At 55.6% G+C, this 19524-nt stretch carries 15 protein-coding genes, 3 tRNA genes and 1 rRNA gene; 8 read left to right on the top strand and 11 right to left on the bottom strand.

Annotated features, from left to right (window positions below):
- Positions 1-16: 16 nt before the first annotated feature.
- Entirely contained in the window at positions 17-937 is a 921-nt protein-coding gene (locus tag DUD43_RS05895) for a DMT family transporter (protein ID WP_153229520.1), read from the bottom strand.
- Between the two features lie 332 nt (positions 938-1269).
- On the opposite strand from DUD43_RS05895, the gene DUD43_RS05890 reads away from it, so the two are divergent.
- A tRNA-Asn gene (locus tag DUD43_RS05890) sits at positions 1270-1345 on the top strand.
- Between the two features lie 261 nt (positions 1346-1606).
- Here the strand turns inward: DUD43_RS05890 and DUD43_RS05885 are convergent.
- A complete protein-coding gene (locus DUD43_RS05885; protein WP_153229519.1) occupies positions 1607-2749 on the bottom strand; it encodes a porin in 1143 nt (380 codons plus the stop codon).
- A gap of 546 nt (positions 2750-3295) precedes the next feature.
- On the opposite strand from DUD43_RS05885, the gene DUD43_RS05880 reads away from it, so the two are divergent.
- Positions 3296-3371, top strand: a tRNA-Asn gene (locus DUD43_RS05880).
- A 112-nt stretch (positions 3372-3483) separates the two neighbouring features.
- On the opposite strand, the gene DUD43_RS05875 is transcribed toward DUD43_RS05880, so the two are convergent.
- Positions 3484-3930, bottom strand: coding sequence for an IrmA family protein (locus DUD43_RS05875; protein WP_153229518.1), 447 nt, complete (start codon positions 3928-3930; stop codon positions 3484-3486).
- A gap of 217 nt (positions 3931-4147) precedes the next feature.
- Here DUD43_RS05875 and DUD43_RS05870 point away from each other — a divergent pair, with 217 nt between their 5' ends.
- Together DUD43_RS05870 and DUD43_RS05865 are read left to right on the top strand one after the other, a co-directional pair.
- Positions 4148-5725 (top strand): Na/Pi cotransporter family protein, encoded by a 1578-nt coding sequence (locus DUD43_RS05870; RefSeq protein ID WP_194273446.1) that lies wholly within the window; start codon positions 4148-4150, stop codon positions 5723-5725.
- Between the two features lie 170 nt (positions 5726-5895).
- A complete protein-coding gene (locus DUD43_RS05865; protein ID WP_153229517.1) occupies positions 5896-6984 on the top strand; it encodes an AI-2E family transporter in 1089 nt (362 codons plus the stop codon).
- A 104-nt stretch (positions 6985-7088) separates the two neighbouring features.
- Here DUD43_RS05865 and DUD43_RS05860 read toward each other — a convergent pair whose 3' ends face one another.
- Positions 7089-7472 (bottom strand): MAPEG family protein, encoded by a 384-nt coding sequence (locus DUD43_RS05860; RefSeq protein ID WP_194273500.1) that lies wholly within the window; start codon positions 7470-7472, stop codon positions 7089-7091.
- 111 nt (positions 7473-7583) lie between these two features.
- Between DUD43_RS05860 and DUD43_RS05855 the strand changes: the two genes are divergently transcribed.
- Positions 7584-7659, top strand: a tRNA-Thr gene (locus DUD43_RS05855).
- A gap of 102 nt (positions 7660-7761) precedes the next feature.
- Here the strand turns inward: DUD43_RS05855 and DUD43_RS05850 are convergent.
- The gene (locus DUD43_RS05850; RefSeq protein ID WP_194273445.1) at positions 7762-8820 is read right to left on the bottom strand and encodes a DUF1176 domain-containing protein; all 1059 of its coding nucleotides are present in this window, start codon (positions 8818-8820) and stop codon (positions 7762-7764) included.
- Positions 8821-9138: 318 nt separating this feature from the next.
- Between DUD43_RS05850 and DUD43_RS05845 the strand changes: the two genes are divergently transcribed.
- Positions 9139-9573, top strand: coding sequence for a hypothetical protein (locus tag DUD43_RS05845; protein ID WP_153229515.1), 435 nt, complete (start codon positions 9139-9141; stop codon positions 9571-9573).
- A gap of 21 nt (positions 9574-9594) precedes the next feature.
- Here the strand turns inward: DUD43_RS05845 and DUD43_RS05840 are convergent, their stop codons facing one another.
- Positions 9595-10572, bottom strand: a complete 978-nt coding sequence (locus tag DUD43_RS05840) for an AraC family transcriptional regulator (RefSeq protein WP_153229514.1) — start codon at positions 10570-10572, stop codon at positions 9595-9597.
- A 219-nt stretch (positions 10573-10791) separates the two neighbouring features.
- On the opposite strand from DUD43_RS05840, the gene DUD43_RS05835 reads away from it, so the two are divergent.
- Positions 10792-12258, top strand: coding sequence for an aldehyde dehydrogenase family protein (locus DUD43_RS05835; RefSeq protein WP_153229513.1), 1467 nt, complete (start codon positions 10792-10794; stop codon positions 12256-12258).
- Between the two features lie 198 nt (positions 12259-12456).
- On the opposite strand, the gene glcF is transcribed toward DUD43_RS05835, so the two are convergent.
- From glcF to glcD, 3 genes are read right to left on the bottom strand one after another with little or no spacing between them, the layout of a single operon-like run.
- A complete protein-coding gene (glcF, locus tag DUD43_RS05830) occupies positions 12457-13677 on the bottom strand; it encodes a glycolate oxidase subunit GlcF (RefSeq protein ID WP_153229512.1) in 1221 nt (406 codons plus the stop codon).
- Entirely contained in the window at positions 13662-14747 is a 1086-nt protein-coding gene (gene glcE, locus DUD43_RS05825) for a glycolate oxidase subunit GlcE (protein ID WP_153229511.1), read from the bottom strand. Before glcE ends, glcF begins: the two co-directional genes overlap by 16 nt.
- Positions 14747-16246 (bottom strand): glycolate oxidase subunit GlcD, encoded by a 1500-nt coding sequence (gene glcD / locus DUD43_RS05820; protein WP_153229510.1) that lies wholly within the window; start codon positions 16244-16246, stop codon positions 14747-14749. Before glcD ends, glcE begins: the two co-directional genes overlap by 1 nt.
- A gap of 195 nt (positions 16247-16441) precedes the next feature.
- On the opposite strand from glcD, the gene glcC reads away from it, so the two are divergent.
- On the top strand, positions 16442-17206 hold the full coding sequence (gene glcC / locus DUD43_RS05815; protein WP_153229509.1) for a transcriptional regulator GlcC: 765 nt from the start codon (positions 16442-16444) through the stop codon (positions 17204-17206).
- Between the two features lie 9 nt (positions 17207-17215).
- On the opposite strand, the gene DUD43_RS05810 is transcribed toward glcC, so the two are convergent.
- Together DUD43_RS05810 and rrf are read right to left on the bottom strand one after the other, a co-directional pair.
- On the bottom strand, positions 17216-18796 hold the full coding sequence (locus DUD43_RS05810) for a phytoene desaturase family protein (RefSeq protein WP_153229508.1): 1581 nt from the start codon (positions 18794-18796) through the stop codon (positions 17216-17218).
- A 557-nt stretch (positions 18797-19353) separates the two neighbouring features.
- Positions 19354-19466 (bottom strand): 5S ribosomal RNA (rrf, locus tag DUD43_RS05805).
- Positions 19467-19524 lie beyond the last annotated feature (58 nt).

The raw sequence follows: 19524 nt of genomic DNA, 5'->3' as shown, positions 1-19524 counted from the left end.
CAGCCTGCGCGGGAACTTAGCGGCGGCTCAAGACCATCGCGCCGCTAAGTACAAAGGCTGTACCCAGCAATTGCATGAGCGTAATCGGTTCATGCAGAAACCAGTTCGCCAGAAACAGGACCGAGACCGGACCAATCAAGCCCATTTGCGCACTCATGGGCGCACCCACACGCTCCACCGCCCACATGGTCATAAAGGTCGGCAAAACCGTATTACAGACGGCGTGAATCATGGACAAGCCATAGACCGGCGCAGGCTGCACCAGCCCCTGCCAACCCAGCACGGCGAAAAAGTGAATCAGGGTGTAGACCGCCGAGAACGACATGGCATAAGCCACCAGCCGTGTAGAGCCAATTGCCTTGAGCAGCTCGCCCGAGCCAATCAAGTAAACAGCATAGGAAATGGCTGAACCCAGCACACAGAACGCGCCCAGCAGCACATCATCGCCGGTCAGGCTCAAGTCCTGCACAAAGACCAGCCCTACCCCAAGATAGGCCAGCGCCAAGGCCAGCCATTGCTTGGGCAGAATCCGTCGTTTCAGGAAGACAGCGGAAAGTATCAGCACAAAGGTAGGCGACAGGAACAGAATCAGCCGTTCCAGCCCGGCCGAAATATATTCAAGCCCGATAAAGTCCAGCAAGCTGGCCAGGTAATAGCCCAGAAAGCCCAGCACCACCAGCTCCAGCTTCTGACGTCCTGTCAGTGCAGCCAGCTTGCCCTGGCGTACTTTCCTGACCTGCCATAGAGCAATGGCCAGAAAGAAAGGCAGGGACAAGAGCATTCGGAAGCCAATAACGGTCAAGGCATTGACATCGTATTGGTAGGTCAGCTTGGCAACCACCGCTTTGGCGGAGAAAAGAATGGAGCCGCCCCCCGACAAGGCCAGTCCAATTAAAAAGGAACTGCGCTGCGCACTGGGGCTTTGACTAGCTTGCATGGGAATTCATCACTTTGCAGGGCGACGCTGTCAGCACAATAGCTGCTGGCCCCGGCGGAAAAAGAGTCAACAAGTCGTCGATTCTACTCTTTGCTTCTGACAGCGGCCACGTTGACCCTGCCAGCGTTGCAGCCAATGGCGGCACAAAGCGTCAAGGCACAGAAAAAACAAAGCACCGCGCAAGAAACGCCAGCAAGCCGACTACTTCAACAAAGACAAGGACTTAGCCTGCCCGCCCCCGAAAACAGCGCCCACAGGCCAAAACTTTTGTGCTTTCCCTCTATGAAAACTTGCACATTCTTCAAAATACATGCTATATTCTTTTTCTCTGGTCCCCGATAGCTCAGTCGGTAGAGCGACGGACTGTTAATCCGCAGGTCCCAGGTTCGAGCCCTGGTCGGGGAGCCAAGAAAACCATCGAAATCAGCCCATAGCATTTGCTTTGGGCTGATTTTTTTGTCCCTGCAAAACGCGTCTATCCCATCACGAAGAAACGGCGCCATTAACATTTGGACAAACAAAATCCCTCAGCCTAAAAAAGACAGCGGGACTGCATGTTGATGCAGCCCCGCTGTGGCTCTTTTCCCCTGACCTAGCCCCTGTCCGGGACGATGCCGCCGCTGCTAACGCACTACGTCGACCCGGAACTGGCAGAATCAGTCAGAAAGATCAGAAACGGTGCGTGATACCGACCGTGGCAACCGTGCTCTTCAGATCGCTGTAGTAGCCGATGTTGCGAGCGTAGGAGCCAATCGCGTACAGATTGGTGCGCTTGGACAGGTTGTGCAGGTAGCCAGCGCTAAATACGTGCTGGGTCTTGGCATCATCGGTGCTGCGTGGAGTGGAACGTGGGTCAGCCATGGTCCAGGAAGCCAGAACCGAGCCAGCCTTGCCGGTAGGAACCGTCACGCCCAGGGCGTAAGAGTTGACCTTCAGGTCTTTGTGCATGCCAGGGCCAAACTGTTCGGTTTGCAGGGAGCCGCCGATATAACCATTGCGGCTTTGACCAAAGGCAGCGTGCACGGTGGCAAAGCTGAATTTGTAGCTGGCTGCCAGGCTCCAGGCACTGACATTGCCGCTTTCAGCTGCAACCAGGTTGCCGCCTTGCTCACGAGCCGAACCATAACGGGCCTGATCAAAGCTCAAGGCTGCTTTCAAAGGACCATCGGTATAGCGCATGGCAACGCTGAAGGCTTTCACGTTAGCGTCATCGCTATTGATGGCATTGCCAGTCAAACCGCTGCGATCCCACTTTTGGGTGCCATTGGTGTTGAAGGAGTAGCCCGCACCGAACTGGAAGCCGGAGAATTCGGGAGTCTGGTAGGCGACCATATTGTCGTAACGAACCGTATTGGCTGCATCAAATGCAGCACCCACGCCGTACTGATAGCCGTTACCGCCAAAGGGGCTGGCTACACCGGCGACATACATGGAAGTCACGGTGGTTTGACGGCCCAGATCCACACGGCCCCAGGAATCGCCACTCAGGCCCAAGGTGGCTTGACGACCAAACAAGCGATTCTGGCGCATATTGCCATCGCTCAGATCAAAGCCGCTTTCCAGCATGAAGTTGGCTTTCAGACCGCCGCCCAGATCTTCGCTGCCCATCAGGCCCCAGCGGTTACCCATCCAACCCTGATCGTACAGACCAAAACGGCTTTGTTTTTCTGCGCCGCCTTTCAGGTCACTCCCTTTCCACTGCTCGTAGCCCAGGCCGGTATCAACCACGCCGTACAAAGTCACGTTCGATGCAGCGTATGCGGGAACCGCCAATACAGGCATCAACAAGGCTGCCAAGATAGTTTTTTTCATGTTCTCTGTTCTCTGTAAACGTCTGAATGCCGGATTTCTTATCGTTGTCCGGCTCTTGATCAAGTGCTGGGCCCCACCGCCTGAAAAGCTGATTTCCCGACGCCAAACCCCTGCACTCCCTCCTATTTCTTGAAGCAAAACTGCTCAACCGATCAGCCCTGAAACAGGGATGAAAGGGGCTTGATAGTTGAGACACATATACTGCAAGCATTTATATTTCAGACATAAACAATATTGATGTCAATAAACCGGATACGGCGTGTTTGCTGGGTTTCATACGCATTTTCCCTAGTTTTTCACCTACAGAGAATTCAGCAAAAAACGGGCTAAATGGGCGCAAAGCCAATAAACAAAAGGCTTGCAACCATTTGCTACAAACAAGGCACATGGACCTTATTGACCAGACGGTATGTTCCCAACGAAAAAATCAGGATTTACGCCTATTGCCAAGGCCGCATCCAGTTTTGCGTATGTGAAAATACATTTCTCATAAAATACCTCTTTACAATCTCGATAGCTTTACCCTATAATTATTTTCTTTGCTGGTCCCCGATAGCTCAGTCGGTAGAGCGACGGACTGTTAATCCGCAGGTCCCAGGTTCGAGCCCTGGTCGGGGAGCCAAAAATACAAAAGCCCAGCTACGCAAGTAGCTGGGCTTTTCTACGTCTGGCGCCATGAAAAAAGCCTCTTGATTGCTCAAGAGGCTTTGCAGGCAACCCCTATCCAGGATCGTCTACTTTGCTCCTGCAGGCGTGATGCTGATCTCATACGGAACAAAATTCTGCACATCCAGCAGGTCCTTGGCCAGCAAATCAACACGCTCGCCATTCATCACCGCTGTCGCTCCCGTCACCACCACTCGCAAATTCTGATCGCAAGCGATTTCGTCATGCCAATAACCCGTGGCATAGCGATCAGCACTGGAACTGCCAAAATCATCCACCTCGATCACATCCTCAGCCACCAGCTTATTGTTTTTCTTGCTCAGTACCTGAATATGGACCTTCAGTTCCTGAACCGGCTCCATTTGGGAATCAAAGGTAAAGTTCGCAGCGCACATTCCCTGATTCGCAAAGACCGTATCGGAATGCCACATTTGCACCGCCTGTGCCTGGCCAGCCATCATGCCGCCCAGCAGCATGGCCCCTGCGGCCAGCTTCACGCTTTTACGAAAATCCACATTACCCTCCCTTTTGCGATAGAAATCCAAGCGCTCTTATACACAAAAAAAAGAATGGCCGCTGCGTTTGCAACATACGCTTCCATAAACGCCCTGTTTGCAACATTCAAGTATTTCACTCCATAGGCTGCGTATCTGGCGATAATGCACCATCCTACTTTCCATCTCGGCTTTTCTCGCCGGGACCTGCCGATTATTTCGCTGCTCGCACTCTTATATGCTTGATACTCTTTTCCCCTTTTTAGGGGGGCTTGGCCTTTTCCTGATTGGCATGATGCTGCTATCCGAAGGGCTGGTGGCTTTTGCGGGTGGCTCTCTCAAGCAGATCCTGCTGGCGTTTACCGGCAGACCCATCAAGGCCTTTGCATCCGGCGCACTGATTACCGCCCTGGCCCAATCCTCTACCGCCACTACCGTCACGCTGATTGGTTTTGTCAGTGCAGGCCTGATTTCCTTTACACAAGCCATCGGTGTGGTCATTGGTGCCAGTCTGGGCAATACCGCTACTGGCTGGATCATCTCCGGCCTGGGGCTGAAAGTGAATCTGGGCTTTTACACCCTGCCCTTGATTGGCTTGGGCGCCCTGCTCAAACTGCTGGCCCCCGGTCGACACAAGGAGCTGGGCCGCGCCCTGGCCGGTTTTGGCACACTATTTCTGGGGCTGGGCATGCTGCAGGAAGGCATGCAGGGGCTGGCCGCCAATTTCAGTCTGGCCCACATGCCTACAGGTGGCTATGGCGCACATTTGCTGATCATGCTGACCGGCCTGGCCCTGACCGCCGTGCTGCAATCCTCGACTGCCGCTATCGCCATGACCCTGACCGCATTGGATGCCGGTGCCGTCAGCTTTGATCAGGCTGCAGCCATTGTCGTAGGCGCATCCATAGGCACCACCCTGACCGGTGTGCTGGTTGCCATCGGCGGCACCATTTACGCCAAACGCACAGCCATTGCCTACATCCTCTTCAACGTCATTGCGGGTTTATTGGGGCTGCTGATCCTGCCCTTGTTCCTGAAAGCCATGTACGCCACCGGCTCGTACATCAACGTTCCTCCCGGCGCATTAGGACTGGCGGCCTTTCACAGCCTGTTCATTGGCCTGGGGGCGGCCTTGTGCCTGCCCTTTACCCAGCAGTTTGCCCGCTGGGTGCAACGGCTGGTGCCGGATCGCTCTGCCCGCCCCCAACACCATCTGGACGACAGCTTGCTGCAAGTACCAGCCCTGGCCCTGGAAACCACACAGCGCACGTTGGAAGAACTGGCTCAGCGCCTGCTGAACCTGTATCAGCACAGCCTGAACATGAGCCGCCCCAGTACCGCTGCGGCCGACCTGCAGCAAATTGAGACCGTGCTGGATCAAGCCTACGAATTTGTCTTGCGCATCCCCAGCGCCGCCGATGATCCTGCGGTTGCCGCCCGTATCAGCGCGCTCCTGCACACCATTGACCACATGCAGCGCCTGCGCAGCCGATTGCAGCATCAGCCCAGCACGGACCTGCATGACAGTCGTTACCAGCAAGCCCAGACTCTGGCCACAGAGCTGAATACCTTGGCGCAGCAAGGCCTGCACGGGCAAGCCCCGGCAGACTGGCTGGAGCAAGTACAAGCCAGAGCCCAGGCTCTGGCCGAGCTGTTAAGCGCCGTTCGCAGCCAGCTTCTGGCCGCGCCGCAAGGCCATGATGATGTCTCGCGCACCTTGCGCATCACGGACACCCACCGCTGGTTCGAACGCAGCAGCCAGCACGTCTGGCGCACCAGTCATTATTTGCAGATGGCTCGCGAGCCCAAAGCCTGACACGGTGGGGCCTACGCCCTACTTGAGGCGTAAAACTCATATGACAAGAAACTGTCAAACAGGCGTGTTTTAAAGCTGACAGAAACTCAATAAACAGATACCAAGATTCACGCCCATAGTAAGGATTCCCCCTTACAATCGGCTCAAATTCACGCTAATGGAAAAATTCCATGTCGACCCGGCCAAATCTACAATTCCATACTTTTTTGCTTTTGCTGGCCGCTGTATCCGCTGCCTTTGTCTGGATACTTCTTCCCTTTTATGGCGCCGTATTCTGGGGTGCCGTTCTGGCTATTTTGTTTGCCCCCTTGCAACGCAAGCTGCTGGCTAAAACCAAAGGCCGGCGCTCTCTCTCTGCCCTGATCAGTTTGCTGGTCATTATTCTGATCGTGATTATTCCGGTCATCCTGATTTCCATTTCCCTGGTTCAACAAATCGCCTCTCTGTACGATTTGATGAATAGCGGACAACTGAATCCTGGTGCCTACCTGCAAAAAATACTGAATGCGCTGCCTCCTAGCGTGACGGATTTTGCCGCTCGTTTTGGCCTGCATGACTTTGCCTCCCTGCAAGAGAAGTTCTCTGAATTTGCTGTTCAAGGCGGCCAGTTCCTGACCAAACAAGCCCTGAACGTAGGCCAGAACACCTTCCAGTTCCTGGTCAGCCTGGGCATCATGCTGTACATGCTGTTCTTCCTGCTGCGCGATGGCGTGGAGCTGGGCCGTCACTACCGTCAATTGATCCCCCTGAGCGAGAACCAGAAAACCCACCTGTTCCGCAAGTTCACCACCGTGGTACGCGCCACCGTCAAAGGCAATATCGCTGTGGCAGCGACTCAAGGTGCGCTGGGCGGGGTCATGTTCTGGTTCCTGGACATTCAAGGCGCCCTGTTCTGGGGTGTGCTGATGGCCGTGCTGTCCTTGCTGCCAGCTGTAGGAGCCTCGCTGATCTGGGCGCCGGTTGCCATCTACTTCTTTGTCTCGGGGCACTACGTCCCCGGCATCATCCTGACTGCCTTCGGTATTTTGGTGATTGGCCTGGTAGACAACCTGCTGCGCCCCCTGCTGGTGGGTAAAGACACCAAGATCCCGGACTACGTGATCCTGATTTCCACCCTGGGCGGTTTGTCGATTTTCGGCCTGAATGGCTTTGTGATTGGCCCGCTGATCGCCGCCATGTTCATTGCCTGCTGGGACCTGTTCCCCTCGGCCGTCAGCGCCCGTGTGGAAGCGGAAGACCAAGAAAGCACCAGCAAATAAAAACAGGCCAGCTTTAAGGCTGACCTGCTGATGTTCCAAACATCAAATCCAAGAGCCTGTTCCATGCTTGATCAAAAGCACCGAACAGGCCCTTTTTCATTGCATCAAGTGCGCAGCACAGGCAAAAACACAATCCAGATATTGACGACCAAAGCCAGGAACCACACCAGCGAGCGCAACGTGGCCTTGTCCATTATGTACATCAGCAAATACAGCACGCGCAGCACAATCCAGGAAATCATCAGGCTTTGCACGCGCAAGGCGTCCGCCCCCGACCACAGGGCCAGCAAGACAGCCGCGTAAAAGAAAGGCAGAGCCTCAAACGCATTGGCCTGCGCCGCATTGGCCCGACCACGCCAACCCGACAGGCTGGCCAGCCAAGGACGAGGCTCATGATTCGTAAAGCCCGCCCCACCGGCTTTGGCACAGATCGCCGCCAACCAAGGCAAGAAAGCCGCTACCACCAAACTGATCTTGATCCCCAGCATCATCGTCCCCTTCACAGGCTGAAAACGCCCAACATAGCACGCCACGCCCTAAATGCGCGCGCAGAATTTACAAACCCGAAAAAAACAGGATATACTTATCGTCTTAGGTTAGCCGATGTAGCTCAGTCGGTAGAGCAGCTCATTCGTAATGAGAAGGTCGAGGGTTCGATTCCTTTCATCGGCACCAGCTAATCTAAAACCATTGAAATAAAATAATCAATAATTTAATCGAATCAATGGTTTAGCTTCCCTGGCAGGGAAGCATCTGATCACTTTTCCTTATACAGCCTCACGGCCCGACGATCTGGCTGACATGCTCCGGAATATTCCAGGCGCCTCCAGCTCGAATCAGAGCGCAGCGCCCGGTGTCACCGCGTTCACTTTCAACAAAACTGGTTCCATTCCAGACTGATGCTTCATAGCTCCAGCAATCACCCAGCCCACGGCCCTTCATGCTGGACGAAATGGTTCCATTATCGTAATCAGTAGCGCCCGTACTCACTAACACCGGATCAGACTGCACATTGTTCTTGATAACAAAATAGGCTGACCCGCCGTTGTACGCAGCTAGCCAACATGGCGCGCCCACCAGGGAGAACTGCTGATTCAATCGTGCTATTCCCCATGGCTCAGACAATATGTCATCACTGCAGGATTGTTCTTCCTCAGCGGCCAGCACCTTCAACAGCACAGGCCGTATCAAGGCGTCCTCTTGCACTGTCATGGGGCGCAAGCTTTTATCCTCTACCGGGGCACGGTTGATGACCGGCGCAGCAATAGGCGCTTTTACCGAAGACTCGCTGCCCTTTCCTTTACGCAAAATAGCCCCTGGCGTATTTACACGCCCTTGAACGTCGTCCATTTTCAGCAAGACGGCACTTGAACCCGCCCCCGAAAACGCATAGGTTCTGCCATTCTCACGAAAGGAAATGGCCTGATCTTTTTTCAAGGCTGTCAAAAACTGGGTGAACTGCGCTTCGTTCATTTCCCATGCCTCGTCACTCGCAAAACTCAGCGGACCTGCTTTACGGCCCGCAATAACAAGTTCCGGTGCGGAGCCTTGTTGCCACTCGGCATCACTATAGTGCGCAAGCATGACTCTATTTGCCACCGGCTCTCCACTGCCCGCTTTACGAGTCAATAACACCGTTGACCCCAGCTCTTCACCATCGGCAGAGTAACCGGCTGCACGGCAAGTTAGCGTGTTATCGCAGCTCAGGTCCCAATCCTTGTGGGAAAACGTGACTGCCGCAGCATTGGCCGCCGCACTTCCCATACATAGCACTAGTGATGTGGCGACTGTTCGTATTAAAAAAAACGCACGGTGACCTTGTTTCTGCCCGCTCATTTCCTCTCCTCCCTACCTTGTTATCTGAATACACTGCATATGTTACGTCGCTGCGGCGCTCAATGCGTTTCCCCAACCCCATTTTCAAAAACCACATTAAACGTCTGAGCGTTTAGGTTCATGACATCATTCTATTGAATCGGCCTCCTGCAAGGCTTGGCGGTATCCAACCAAGCCGCACGCACCTGGTTCACCCTGTTTCCGTTTGTGCTCTGTTTGTGCTCTTGCAAACCCTCTGTATAGAATGCAGACGAAAAAACCATGAAATATCTGCCAGCCGATAGATAATCAAACCTCATCCACGCCGAGTAAATTCTGATGCACAAATACCTGAACCCCATTGCTCTTGGCTTGCTCAGTCTCCTCACCGTTGTCAGCCACGCGGCTTCTCCCGACTTTTCCGTTACCACGGAAGATCTTAAAAAGCTGCGCTCGAATTCCGTCATGCCACGCGAAGCGAGTCCCTCGCCAACTCCCCCCAGAGATTCAGCCAAGGACTCGGAGTTCAGCCGAAACTTCCAAAAGGCGATGAACAATGAGGAAAAAGCACGCCAAGCGGCTCGCGAGCAACAACTGGAGCGCAACCGCCTGCCCCAGCGGGAACAGAACAAGAACCCGGCCAACCGTTTCGGCCCGCCCGACAACAAGAAAGAGAGTATGGGGATTTATTTTGATGCTGACGGCACCGCCGCCACGTCATGCCGCGAAGACGAACTGGGAAAGACCCGCTGCAAGGTACGTGAGCTGCGATAGAAACCCAGCCTGTAACCGGAGCTATGACAACAAGCTCATCCGCTGTCGCGCCCGCGCCAGAGTCGTCGCAGGCCGCTCTCCAAACATCTGCTGATACTGGGCACTGAATCGTCCCAAGTGAAAGAAGCCAAAGCGCAGCGCCACTTCGGTCACACTGCCTTCTCTTTGCTCCAGGCTGGCCCGCACTCGCTGCAAACGAATATCCCGCATACGTTGCACGGGGGAACCCAGGGCCAGTTCCCGGAAACTGGCTTGCAGACTACGCACACTCACGCCGGTTGCCGCGGCCACCTCTCCCACGGTCAGGGTGTTCTCACAGTGCTCGTAAATATAGTCTTCTGCCCGCGCCACCATGGCGCGAGACAAGGACATGCCCGGACTGCGCAAAGCTTCGCTGAAATTATGAGGATGGCCATTCAGCAACATGCCGTGCAGAAACTCGCTCAAGGAAGCCTGCACCGCTGGCTGCAAGGATATCTTGTCAGCCACCACCAGCATCTGCACCGCCTGATTCCAGGCCGCTGACAGCTCGGTACTGAAAGGGCTCAGGCGAAAACGCACCGGGCACTCCAAGGGTCGACCCAGCCAGTCGCTGCACAGTTTGCTCAGCACCTGCACATCAGGCCGAAAAGACAGTTGATCAAAGCCTTCGCCAAAATGAAAGTCAGTCCGCACATTGGCCGAAACCGGCAAGGTAATGCCCGACGCCCAGGCAGATTCGCTGCTCCCTTGCCGCACACTTCCCTGCCCCGCCATGCAAGTCATGATCAGGTATAGGCCCGGCAAGTCTGCCGCATCCACCATTACATCCGCGTCATAACGCAGATTCACCACGCAGCCCGCGGTCTGGGCATCCAGCACACCCAATCTCATATCAAAGGGACGGGAAACCCGACGCGACAAGCGCAAGTCATGCGCCGCATACACGCGACTGACCTGACCTATCGCCTCGTCCAGATCCCGAGTCCGGAAGGGATCGGCTGGCATTCCTGTATTCATGGCTAAAACAAATTCGTTTGGCTCGATGAATTGTAGGGCTCGCCAAGCCACACCGGATCAGGAATTTCCCTTGGCTCTTTCCTGCGCAATCTGGCTACTAAGGCCGTTTCTGGATAGCGGCAGGTCTTGCCGCTAAGCACTATGAGAACAGCACGCAAGCCGCCCTTAAAACAATGCCAGGCTGCTACGTCCTTTTTCTACCACTCAAGGAATCGAGCCATGAACAGTCCTCAAAACCACCCTGCCTATATAGGCGGCAAAACCTACTTTGCCGAAGAAACCTTTCAGGCCATCAATGCCTCTACCGGACGCCTGCTGGGCCAGCTGGCTCGCTGCGGAGCCAAGGAAGTGGATCTGGCCGTACAAACCGCCAGCCAGGCCCAAAAAGAATGGGCTCAAGCCGCTTATGAAGCCCGCGCCATGCTGCTGAACCGCCTGGCTGATGCACTGGAACAGGCCGCCCCCCGTTTGGCCCAGCTGGATGCCGAAGACGTAGGTCGTCGCGTTTCAGAAGTCCTGATCGACTATCACATTGCCGTCGCACAGTACCGCTACTTTGCCGCCGCTATCGTGGCGCATGAAGACTTTGGCCGCCCTATCCCCGATGGTTACCTGATCGCCAAACGCGTACCGCTAGGCGTTGTGGGTCAGATCATCCCCTGGAACGTTCCGGCAATTATGGTGGCCCTGAAAGTAGCCCCTGCCATCGCCGCAGGCAACGCCGTCATCCTGAAACCGGATGAGAACGCCAGCCTGTCCACCCTGGAATTTGCCCGCATTGCCAACGAGATTTTCCCGGCCGGGCTCATCAACGTGCTGACCGGCTTTGGGGATGAAGTGGGTGCCGCGCTGACTTCCCACCCCGGTGTAGCCAAACTGGCCTTTACCGGCAGCCCGGAAGTGGGCCGCATCATCAGCCAGGCAGGCGCCAAGCGACTGGTGCCTGTTTCGCTGGAGCTGGGCGGCAAAAGCCCCAATATCGTGTTCCCGGACATTGACGATATGGACGCCGTGGTCGACAACGCCCTGTTTGCGGCCCTGTACTGCAATGGCCAATCCTGCCTGGCCGGCACACGCCTGTTTGTACACGATGCCATCTATACCGAGTTCGTCGACAAGCTGGTGGCTGCCGCTCGCCGTGTCCGTATCGGTGACCCTGCGGACGAGAACACCCAGCTAAGCTGCCTGATCAACGCCCCACAAGGTGAAAAGGTCCTGAAATACATCCAGACAGGCCGAGACGAAGGCGCCAAAGTGCTGACAGGCGGACAACGCGTAACCGTCAAAGGACACGAGCACGGCTACTTCATCGAGCCCACCATTCTGGAGACCAATAACCGCATGCGGGTGGCACAAGAAGAAATCTTTGGCCCGGTCTTGTCCGTCATTCGCTGGAGCGATGTGGATGAAATGATCGAGCAAGCCAACGACGTGTGCTACGGACTGGCGGCAGGTATCTACACCTCAAACCTGAAGAACGCCATGGAAACCGCAGACCGCCTGCAAGCCGGTAACGTCTGGATCAACCGCTACTTCAACCTGACCAGCGGCTCCCCATTTGGCGGCATGAAAGAAAGCGGCATAGGCCGAGAACACTGCCGCGAAACCTTGAATATGTATTCGGAGCTGAAGGCAATCACGGTTCAAAACAGCGTGCCGCAGCCTTGGTTTGCGACTGAAGCGTAAATCGACATCCAAGCGGAAAACAAATAGAGGGGGCATATGCCCCCTCTATTTGTTTGTGTCTAACAGGAAATCTGTACGTGCATAAGCACGGACGAAACGGCGTATCCAACTACAAAGATTTCGCCTGAATGCAGGTTTTGCAACTTGAAGAAAATGCTCAGACTCTATTGAGCCTGAGCATCTGGCAACAGTTCCTGCTTAATTCAAAAACTCATCCACCAATTCAATCCAATGCTTGACCGAGGTCCGGCCTGCGCCATTCAAATGATTCCCGCAGGCCATATTGGCCGTCACAATCAGGTCAGGCTTGCTGCTTTCCAGCGCATCCATCTTGCGATCCCGCAGGCGTCCTGCGATCTCGGGTTGAGTCAAAGAATAAGTACCCGCCGAACCGCAACACAAATGGCTATCCGGCACAGCGCCCAGGTCAAAACCCAGACGAGTCAGCACAGCTTCGACTCGCCCACCCAGTTTTTGCGCATGCTGCAAAGTACACGGACAATGAAAAGCCAGGCGTGGGCGGGTTTGCGAGTTCAGACATTCCTCCAAAGGCTGTTCCTCCAGCACTTCCACCAGATCCTTGGCCAGTTCACTGACACGGCGAGCGCGCTCGGCATAGACCGGATCGTTTCTGAATAGGTCCACGTACTCTTTCACAAAGGCCCCGCAGCCGCTGGAGGTCTGCACAATCGCCACCGCCCCTTGTTCGATCTGCGGCCACCACGCGTCGATATTGCGACGCGCCTGCTCCAGGCCCTGTTCTTGCGCACCCAAGTGAAAAGACGAGGCGCCACAGCAGCCTGCCTGAGCGATTGGCGTCACGCTGATGCCCAAGCGGTCCAGCACTCGGGCCGTCGCGGCGTTAATGGAAGGCGCCATGGCTGGCTGCACACAGCCTTCCAGCATCAGGACTCGTTTGCTGTGTCGCTGTGCAGGTCGCGTCAAATCCTCATTGTGCTTGGGCGGGATTTTTTCCTGTAAAGAAGATGGCAGCAAGGGGCGCATGGTTCGCGCGACCCCCAGCAAGGCACCGACTCGACCGGGCTCTGGCAGGATCTGCGTCAAGGCGACTCGCATGGCGCGGTCCTTCAAAGGACGCTTTACTTTAGGTTCCAAAGCGGCCCGGCCTATATCCAGCAAGTTGTGATATTTCACCCCCGACGGGCAGGTGGTTTCACAGTTACGGCAGCTCAGGCAGCGGTCCAGGTGATGTTGGGTCAGTTCCGAGGTAGCCTTACCCTCCAGGAACATCTTGATCAGGTAGATACGACCGCGGGGACCATCCAGCTCATTGCCTTGATCCAGATAAGTCGGACAGGTGGCATTGCAGAACCCGCAATGCACACAGGAGCGCAAAATGGCCTGGGCTTGCTCGGCTTGCGGCAGTTGCTGAGCCCATGGTGTCAGTTGTGTTTGCATGTGGACTTCGCCGAAGGAAAGAGACGACCTGGATTAAAAATGGCAGCAGGGTCCAGCTGTTGTTTCAAACGCTGATGCCATATCAGCAAGGATTCGGGCAAGACATCCTGCCCGGCGCCCGATCCGGACCAGCAACGGGCATGCCCTTTCAAGGCTTGAGCCTGCGCGTGAATCTGCTCGGCAGGAGCATCGGATTTCAGCCACAGTTGCGTCCCGCCCCAATCCACCAGAATCTGGCCGGGCCATGTTTGTACAGGAGCATCCACTGGCAAGGCGATTCGCCACAAGGTGCCGGGCTGCTTGAAAAACTCCAGGCGCTGTTCGCACAAATCATCCCAATAGGACAAGTCCAAGGCTTCCCCACCGATTTGCTCCTGAGCCAATTGCACCGAGCTATCGCCACCTTCCAGACGCAAATGCAAACGCCCGTCCTGCCACGCTGCACCCGTAATGGGGCGGCTTTGATCACGCCAGCTACGCAATAAGCCTGCGATTTCCTGCTGAGCCACCTCCAGAACCAGACTGGCGCGGCTACGTGGACGGGGCAAGACTTTGAAGGACACCTCGGTAATCACGCCCAAAGAGCCTTGTGCACCAACCATCAGTCGCGACACGTCATAACCAGCCACGTTCTTCATGACCTGGCCACCAAAGCGCATATGCGTACCCATGCCACTGATCAAACGACAGCCCAGCACATAGTCTCGTAATGAGCCTACCCAGGGACGACGCGGCCCCGACAGACCACAGGCGGTGGCTCCGCCAACAGTGGCTCGGCCATCAAACAAAGGAGGCTCAAAAGGCAGGCATTGGCCTTGTTCGTTCAAGACCGTTTCCAGGGCTTGCAAGGACGTCCCAGCACGCACCGTTACCACCAGCTCCGCCGGATCGTAATCGACCACACCTTCATGGCCTGCCAGACTCAGCTCCTGCCCTTGCACGGCTTTGCCCAGAAAGGCTTTGGTATTGCCGCCTTGCAGGCGCAATGGGGTTTTAGTCTCCAGGGCTTGCTGAACCTGCTCCAGCAGTTCAGCGCTGCGATCCTGATTCTTATGTTCTACGGTACTCATCAGAAGCGCTCCAACTCTGGGAAAGGCAATTGCCCGTGATGGATGTGCATGCCGCCCATTTCTGCACAGCGATGCAAAGTAGGAATGTTCTTGCCAGGATTCAGCATGGTTTTGGGATCAAAGGCAGCTTTGATCGCGTGGAAAAACTGCAGCTCGTCTTCGTTGAACTGCACACACATCTGATTGATTTTTTCTCGGCCCACTCCATGTTCGCCGGTAATTGTGCCGCCTACTTCCACACACAACTCCAAAATCTTGCCACCCAAGGCTTCGGCACGTTCCAGCTCGCCGGGCTCATTGGCATCGAACAGAATCAGGGGGTGCATATTGCCGTCGCCCGCATGAAATACGTTGGCGACACGCAGGCCGTACTCTTCGGAAAGCTCGGCGGTTTTCTTCAGTACATATGCCAGCTGACGACGAGGAATGGTGCCGTCCATGCAGTAATAGTCAGGGGAAATCCGGCCCACCGCAGGGAAGGCATTCTTACGGCCAGCCCAGAAACGCTGCCGTTCCTGTTCATCCCGAGCGACACGCACTTCTTGCGCGCCTGCCTTGAACAGCACCTGCTCAACGCGGGCCACATCATCCTGCACATCCTCCAAAGCACCATCAATCTCGCAGAGCAAGATTGCTTGTGCATCGACCGGATAGCCTGCGTGGATAAAGTCCTCGGCCGCACGGATGGACATTTGATCCATCATTTCCAGCCCTGCCGGCACAATGCCTTGGGCAATAATCTGCGCCACGGCATCAGCTGCTTTTTCTACTTCATCAAAGCTGGCCAGCAGCACCACCGTACAGGGCGGACGTGCCAGCAGCTTGACGGTAATTTCTGTGACGACGCCCAGCATCCCTTCGGAACCCGTAAACAGAGCCATCAGATCAAAGCCGGGGGTATCCAGCGCTTCGGAGCCCAGGATCAGTCGTTCGCCTGTGACGGTAATGACTTCCAGACGCAGGATATTGTGTACGGTCAGACCATATTTCAGGCAGTGCACGCCACCCGCGTTTTCCGCTACGTTGCCACCAATCGAACAGGCAATCTGGGAAGACGGGTCCGGCGCGTAATACAAGCCAAAGGGTTGAGCCGCCTGAGAGATCGCGATGTTACGCACACCAGGCTGAACACGGGCAATTCCGGCTACAGGGTCCAGATCCAGAATCTGGTTCAAGCGTGCCATCACCAGCAAAATGCCCTGTTCCAACGGCATGGCACCACCCGACAAACCTGTACCCGCACCACGGGCCACCACCGGCACGCCGACTTCGTGAGCCAAACGCATCACGGCCTGTACCTGCTCCACATTACGGGGCAAAACCACCAGCAAGGGTTTGCTGCGATACACGCTCAGCCCATCACACTCATAGGGGTGCAGTTGCTCGTCGGTATGCAGCACATCCAGGCCGGGAATATCATCACGCAAACGGCTAAGTAGCTGCATCTTGTCCACGCGGGGCAGCACGCCGTCCAGTTTTTCGTCGTAGCGCAAGCTCATGACGCCTCCTGTCTTTTAAAGTCTCCTGAAACGGATGGTCTTTGATGCAGGCGGGCTTGTCCAGCCACCAGACTACTGGTCCGACCAGTTTTTACCCTAAGAGCCTATTAGGGTTTATCTTTATACTTATAAATCAGACAGATAGATAATCAGCTTGTTATCATTTCCATAAGCATACAACTGGTCGGACCACAGATGAAAATGCAGGAGCCCAAGCGTTTGGAAGTCACCGCCGAGCTGGTTGCCCAACGCATCGAAACTTTTATCATGGATGGCGTCCTGAAACCGGGACAAGTTCTGCCGTCCGAACGGCAACTGACGCAAAGGCTGGCGGTGTCCCGTTCTGCCCTGCGGGAAGGGCTGCAAATCCTGCGCGTACGCGGCTTGATTGAAACCCGGCATGGCAAAGGCTCCTTCGTCGCCAACCTGATTGACTCTGCCGTCAGCAAGCCGCTGGAACATCTGCTGCAAGCGCAGGGGCGCACGCTGTATGACTTGCTGGAAGTGCGTGAGCTGCTGGAAAGCGAGGCTGCCCAACTGGCCGCCGCCAGAGGGACGGAAGCCGATCACATCATGATACGACGACGTTTTCAGGAGCTGGAGGATCTGCAAAGGCAGGACGCAGCACCCGAACAGGTTGCGCGGGCTGACCATGCTTTTCATGCGGCGATTTGTGAGGCTTCTCACAATCCGGTGCTGGTCCACATGATCAGTCTGTTCAACGACTTGATGTTGTCTACGGTGCGTGTGTCCGTACAGCACCTGTACCCCGACCATGACTCCAAACGCAGGTTGGACAGGCAGCATGCGCGCTTATGCAATGCCGTCACGCAAGGCCAAGCTGACTTGGCCCGACGTGCCGCTAAAGAACATATTGATGGGATACGGCGGCAACTTCAGGAGATGGAGGCCAAACAGCTGCGCCTGGAACATGCCCGGCAACGTCTGAATGGCCTCTAGTTCTTTGGCTTACTTCGCCAGCAGATTGGCCAGCATATAGCCCGATCCCGCCCCGGTTCCTGCACCTGGCCAGGTCGAAGCGCCACACAAATACAGATCCTTGATCGGCGTCTTGTATTTGGAGTAACCGGCAACTGGGCGGAAGAAAAAGTTCTGATCCAGGTGGTGGCTACCCGAGAGGTTGTCACCCCCAATCAAGTTCGCATTGAACTGCTCCAGATCCTGGGGTGACATGATGTGGCGGGCCAGAATCTTCCTACGCAAGCCTGGTGCATAGCTTTCAAGCAGATCCAGGACGCGCTCTGCATACGCGTCTTTAAGCTGCGACCAATCACCAGCAGCAATCTTGCCAGAAGCGTCGCCCTTGACCTGGGCAGGCAACACGCGCACTTGAATCCACAGGGTGTGTTTGCCCTCTGGGGCACGGGAAGGATCCAAAGCCGTACCTTGTCCAACCACCAGCACAGGCTCCGCAGGCAACAAGCCTGCAGCGGCCTCGGCGTAGACACGGCTCATCATGGCCATATCGGGTGCCAGATGTACGTAGGAGAAACGCTGCAGCTCGGCACCGGCTTTCCAGTCGGGTAGACCGTCCAAAGCCAGGTGAATCATCATGGTGCCCAAACCGGGGCGGAAGGCATCTACTTTCTTCTGATAATCCTTGGGAACGGCAGCAGACTGCACCAGGCGACCAAAGACTAGCTGAGGATTCAGGTTCGCGATCACCGCCTTACGTGCTTTCAAGCGGCGGCCATCGGCCAGGACAACGCCACTGGCTCGACCATTCTCCTGCTCAATGGTTTGCACCGGAACATTCAACAGCAACTCTCCACCCAGCTCCTGCAGCAAGCTCGTCATGGCACGGATAATCGTGTCAGCACCACCCTGCCCGATCACCATGCCGAAGGCCTGGTTGGCCATGGACTCCAGATAAGGGAACAAGGCACCGCCGGCTGTGTCCGGTGTGAAATCCACATGCAGCCCCCAGGCGGCCATCATGGCTTTCAATGAGTCACTCTCGAAATGGCGGTCCAGAAAGTCACGAGGCGTCGCCAGCAGCAATTGCATCAGCTCTGCAACGCCATCCTTGCCCAGCTCACGCCAGCTCTTCCAAGCGCTTTTCATCAGGCCCCAGGAAGGCATAGGACTGCCGAGCACAGCAAACAGGTGAGGAGCCTTGCTCTGGAAGTCATCCAGCATGGCTTGCCAAGCCTGAGCGTCTTTTTCAGAGACAGCTCGAATCCGTTTCAAGGTCGTTTCCAGATCCGTACTGACACCCAGATAGCTTTGATCCCGGAACACGCTGGCAAAGCAATGCTCTGCGGGGACAAACGCCAGGCCATGGCGACCCAAAGCATCCTTATGGCGCTGGAAAAACGCAGAGCCCGCAAAGGAGGACAGATTCATGGCGCATACATCATGCTTGAAGCCTGGCAAGGTCAACTCCTGAGTGCTGACCGCACCACCTGCCGAGCTTTTGGCTTCCACGACCTGAACCTTCCAGCCTCGGCTGGCCAGTTCAACCGCTGCCGCCAAGCCGTTGTGCCCTGCCCCAACCACAATCGCATCTACTACCGTCTCTGCACCCACGGGCAACTCCTTTAGCTCTAAAGTATTTATTCGTATTCTACGGCGCAAAGAGGAAACTGAGTAGGAATTTCAGGGGGAATCAGGGGAGGAGAAATACAGGTAGAAGAAGCAGATCAAGCACCAATCTTATTCTTGGCCTATGAAGGCAATCACTAGAAGAATGGAGCCGGGCTGGAGTACACGCTGCCGGTGAGCCACCAGATAGATCAAGCCGCAGGTTCTAGCCTGCATTGGCACCACTTAGTGGCAACTAGTTGCCAGCCCGCGTCGCTAAAGCACAGAGACCGTACGCAATACCCGCCCCGATAGGGGTTAGGCCAATGTAGTAAACAAAAAAACAGGGATAAGCGGTGCCCAGAACGGGCTAGAAGGGATGGCTGTGATGTAAACCGGGTGAGGTAATCCAGAAGCCAGGAGGGGTGGCGGAGCATCTAAAGCGGGTGATCCAGGAGCCAGACGATCACGACCGTCCGGTCTTGCCTGTCGCCACTGTTCAGGCGCCGCATAAAACAAAACCCCCGCAAGCGTTTAGCTTGCGGGGGTTTTGAGGAATAAGAGCTTGACGATGACCTACTTTCACAGACGTCCGTCCACTATCATCGGCGCAAAGGCGTTTCACAATCCTGTTCGGGATGGGAAGGTGTGGGACCACCTCGCTATGGTCGTCAAGCGTAACTGGTTGCCGAGTCGTCTTTTAAGGGACGCCCCAGCCAATTGGAAGAAGCACA

The organism is Alcaligenes faecalis, assembly GCF_009497775.1.
In the GTDB taxonomy this organism is placed as follows: domain Bacteria; phylum Pseudomonadota; class Gammaproteobacteria; order Burkholderiales; family Burkholderiaceae_B; genus Alcaligenes; species Alcaligenes faecalis_D.
Note: the sequence above shows the minus strand (reverse complement) of the source record. Positions and strands in the feature narration are given on the sequence as shown.

Excerpts from the sequence above, each read along its gene's own strand:
- DUD43_RS05895 (WP_153229520.1), bottom strand. The coding sequence starts at position 937 with ATGCAAGCTAGTCAAAGCCCCAGTGCGCAGCGCAGTTCCTTTTTAATT.
- DUD43_RS05885 (WP_153229519.1), bottom strand. The coding sequence starts at position 2,749 with ATGAAAAAAACTATCTTGGCAGCCTTGTTGATGCCTGTATTGGCGGTT.
- DUD43_RS05870 (WP_194273446.1), top strand. The coding sequence starts at position 4,148 with ATGCTTGATACTCTTTTCCCCTTTTTAGGGGGGCTTGGCCTTTTCCTG.
- DUD43_RS05865 (WP_153229517.1), top strand. The coding sequence starts at position 5,896 with ATGTCGACCCGGCCAAATCTACAATTCCATACTTTTTTGCTTTTGCTG.
- DUD43_RS05860 (WP_194273500.1), bottom strand. The coding sequence starts at position 7,472 with ATGCTGGGGATCAAGATCAGTTTGGTGGTAGCGGCTTTCTTGCCTTGG.
- DUD43_RS05850 (WP_194273445.1), bottom strand. The coding sequence starts at position 8,820 with ATGAGCGGGCAGAAACAAGGTCACCGTGCGTTTTTTTTAATACGAACA.
- DUD43_RS05845 (WP_153229515.1), top strand. The coding sequence starts at position 9,139 with ATGCACAAATACCTGAACCCCATTGCTCTTGGCTTGCTCAGTCTCCTC.
- DUD43_RS05840 (WP_153229514.1), bottom strand. The coding sequence starts at position 10,572 with ATGAATACAGGAATGCCAGCCGATCCCTTCCGGACTCGGGATCTGGAC.
- DUD43_RS05835 (WP_153229513.1), top strand. The coding sequence starts at position 10,792 with ATGAACAGTCCTCAAAACCACCCTGCCTATATAGGCGGCAAAACCTAC.
- glcF (WP_153229512.1), bottom strand. The coding sequence starts at position 13,677 with ATGCAAACACAACTGACACCATGGGCTCAGCAACTGCCGCAAGCCGAG.
- glcE (WP_153229511.1), bottom strand. The coding sequence starts at position 14,747 with ATGAGTACCGTAGAACATAAGAATCAGGATCGCAGCGCTGAACTGCTG.
- glcD (WP_153229510.1), bottom strand. The coding sequence starts at position 16,246 with ATGAGCTTGCGCTACGACGAAAAACTGGACGGCGTGCTGCCCCGCGTG.
- glcC (WP_153229509.1), top strand. The coding sequence starts at position 16,442 with ATGAAAATGCAGGAGCCCAAGCGTTTGGAAGTCACCGCCGAGCTGGTT.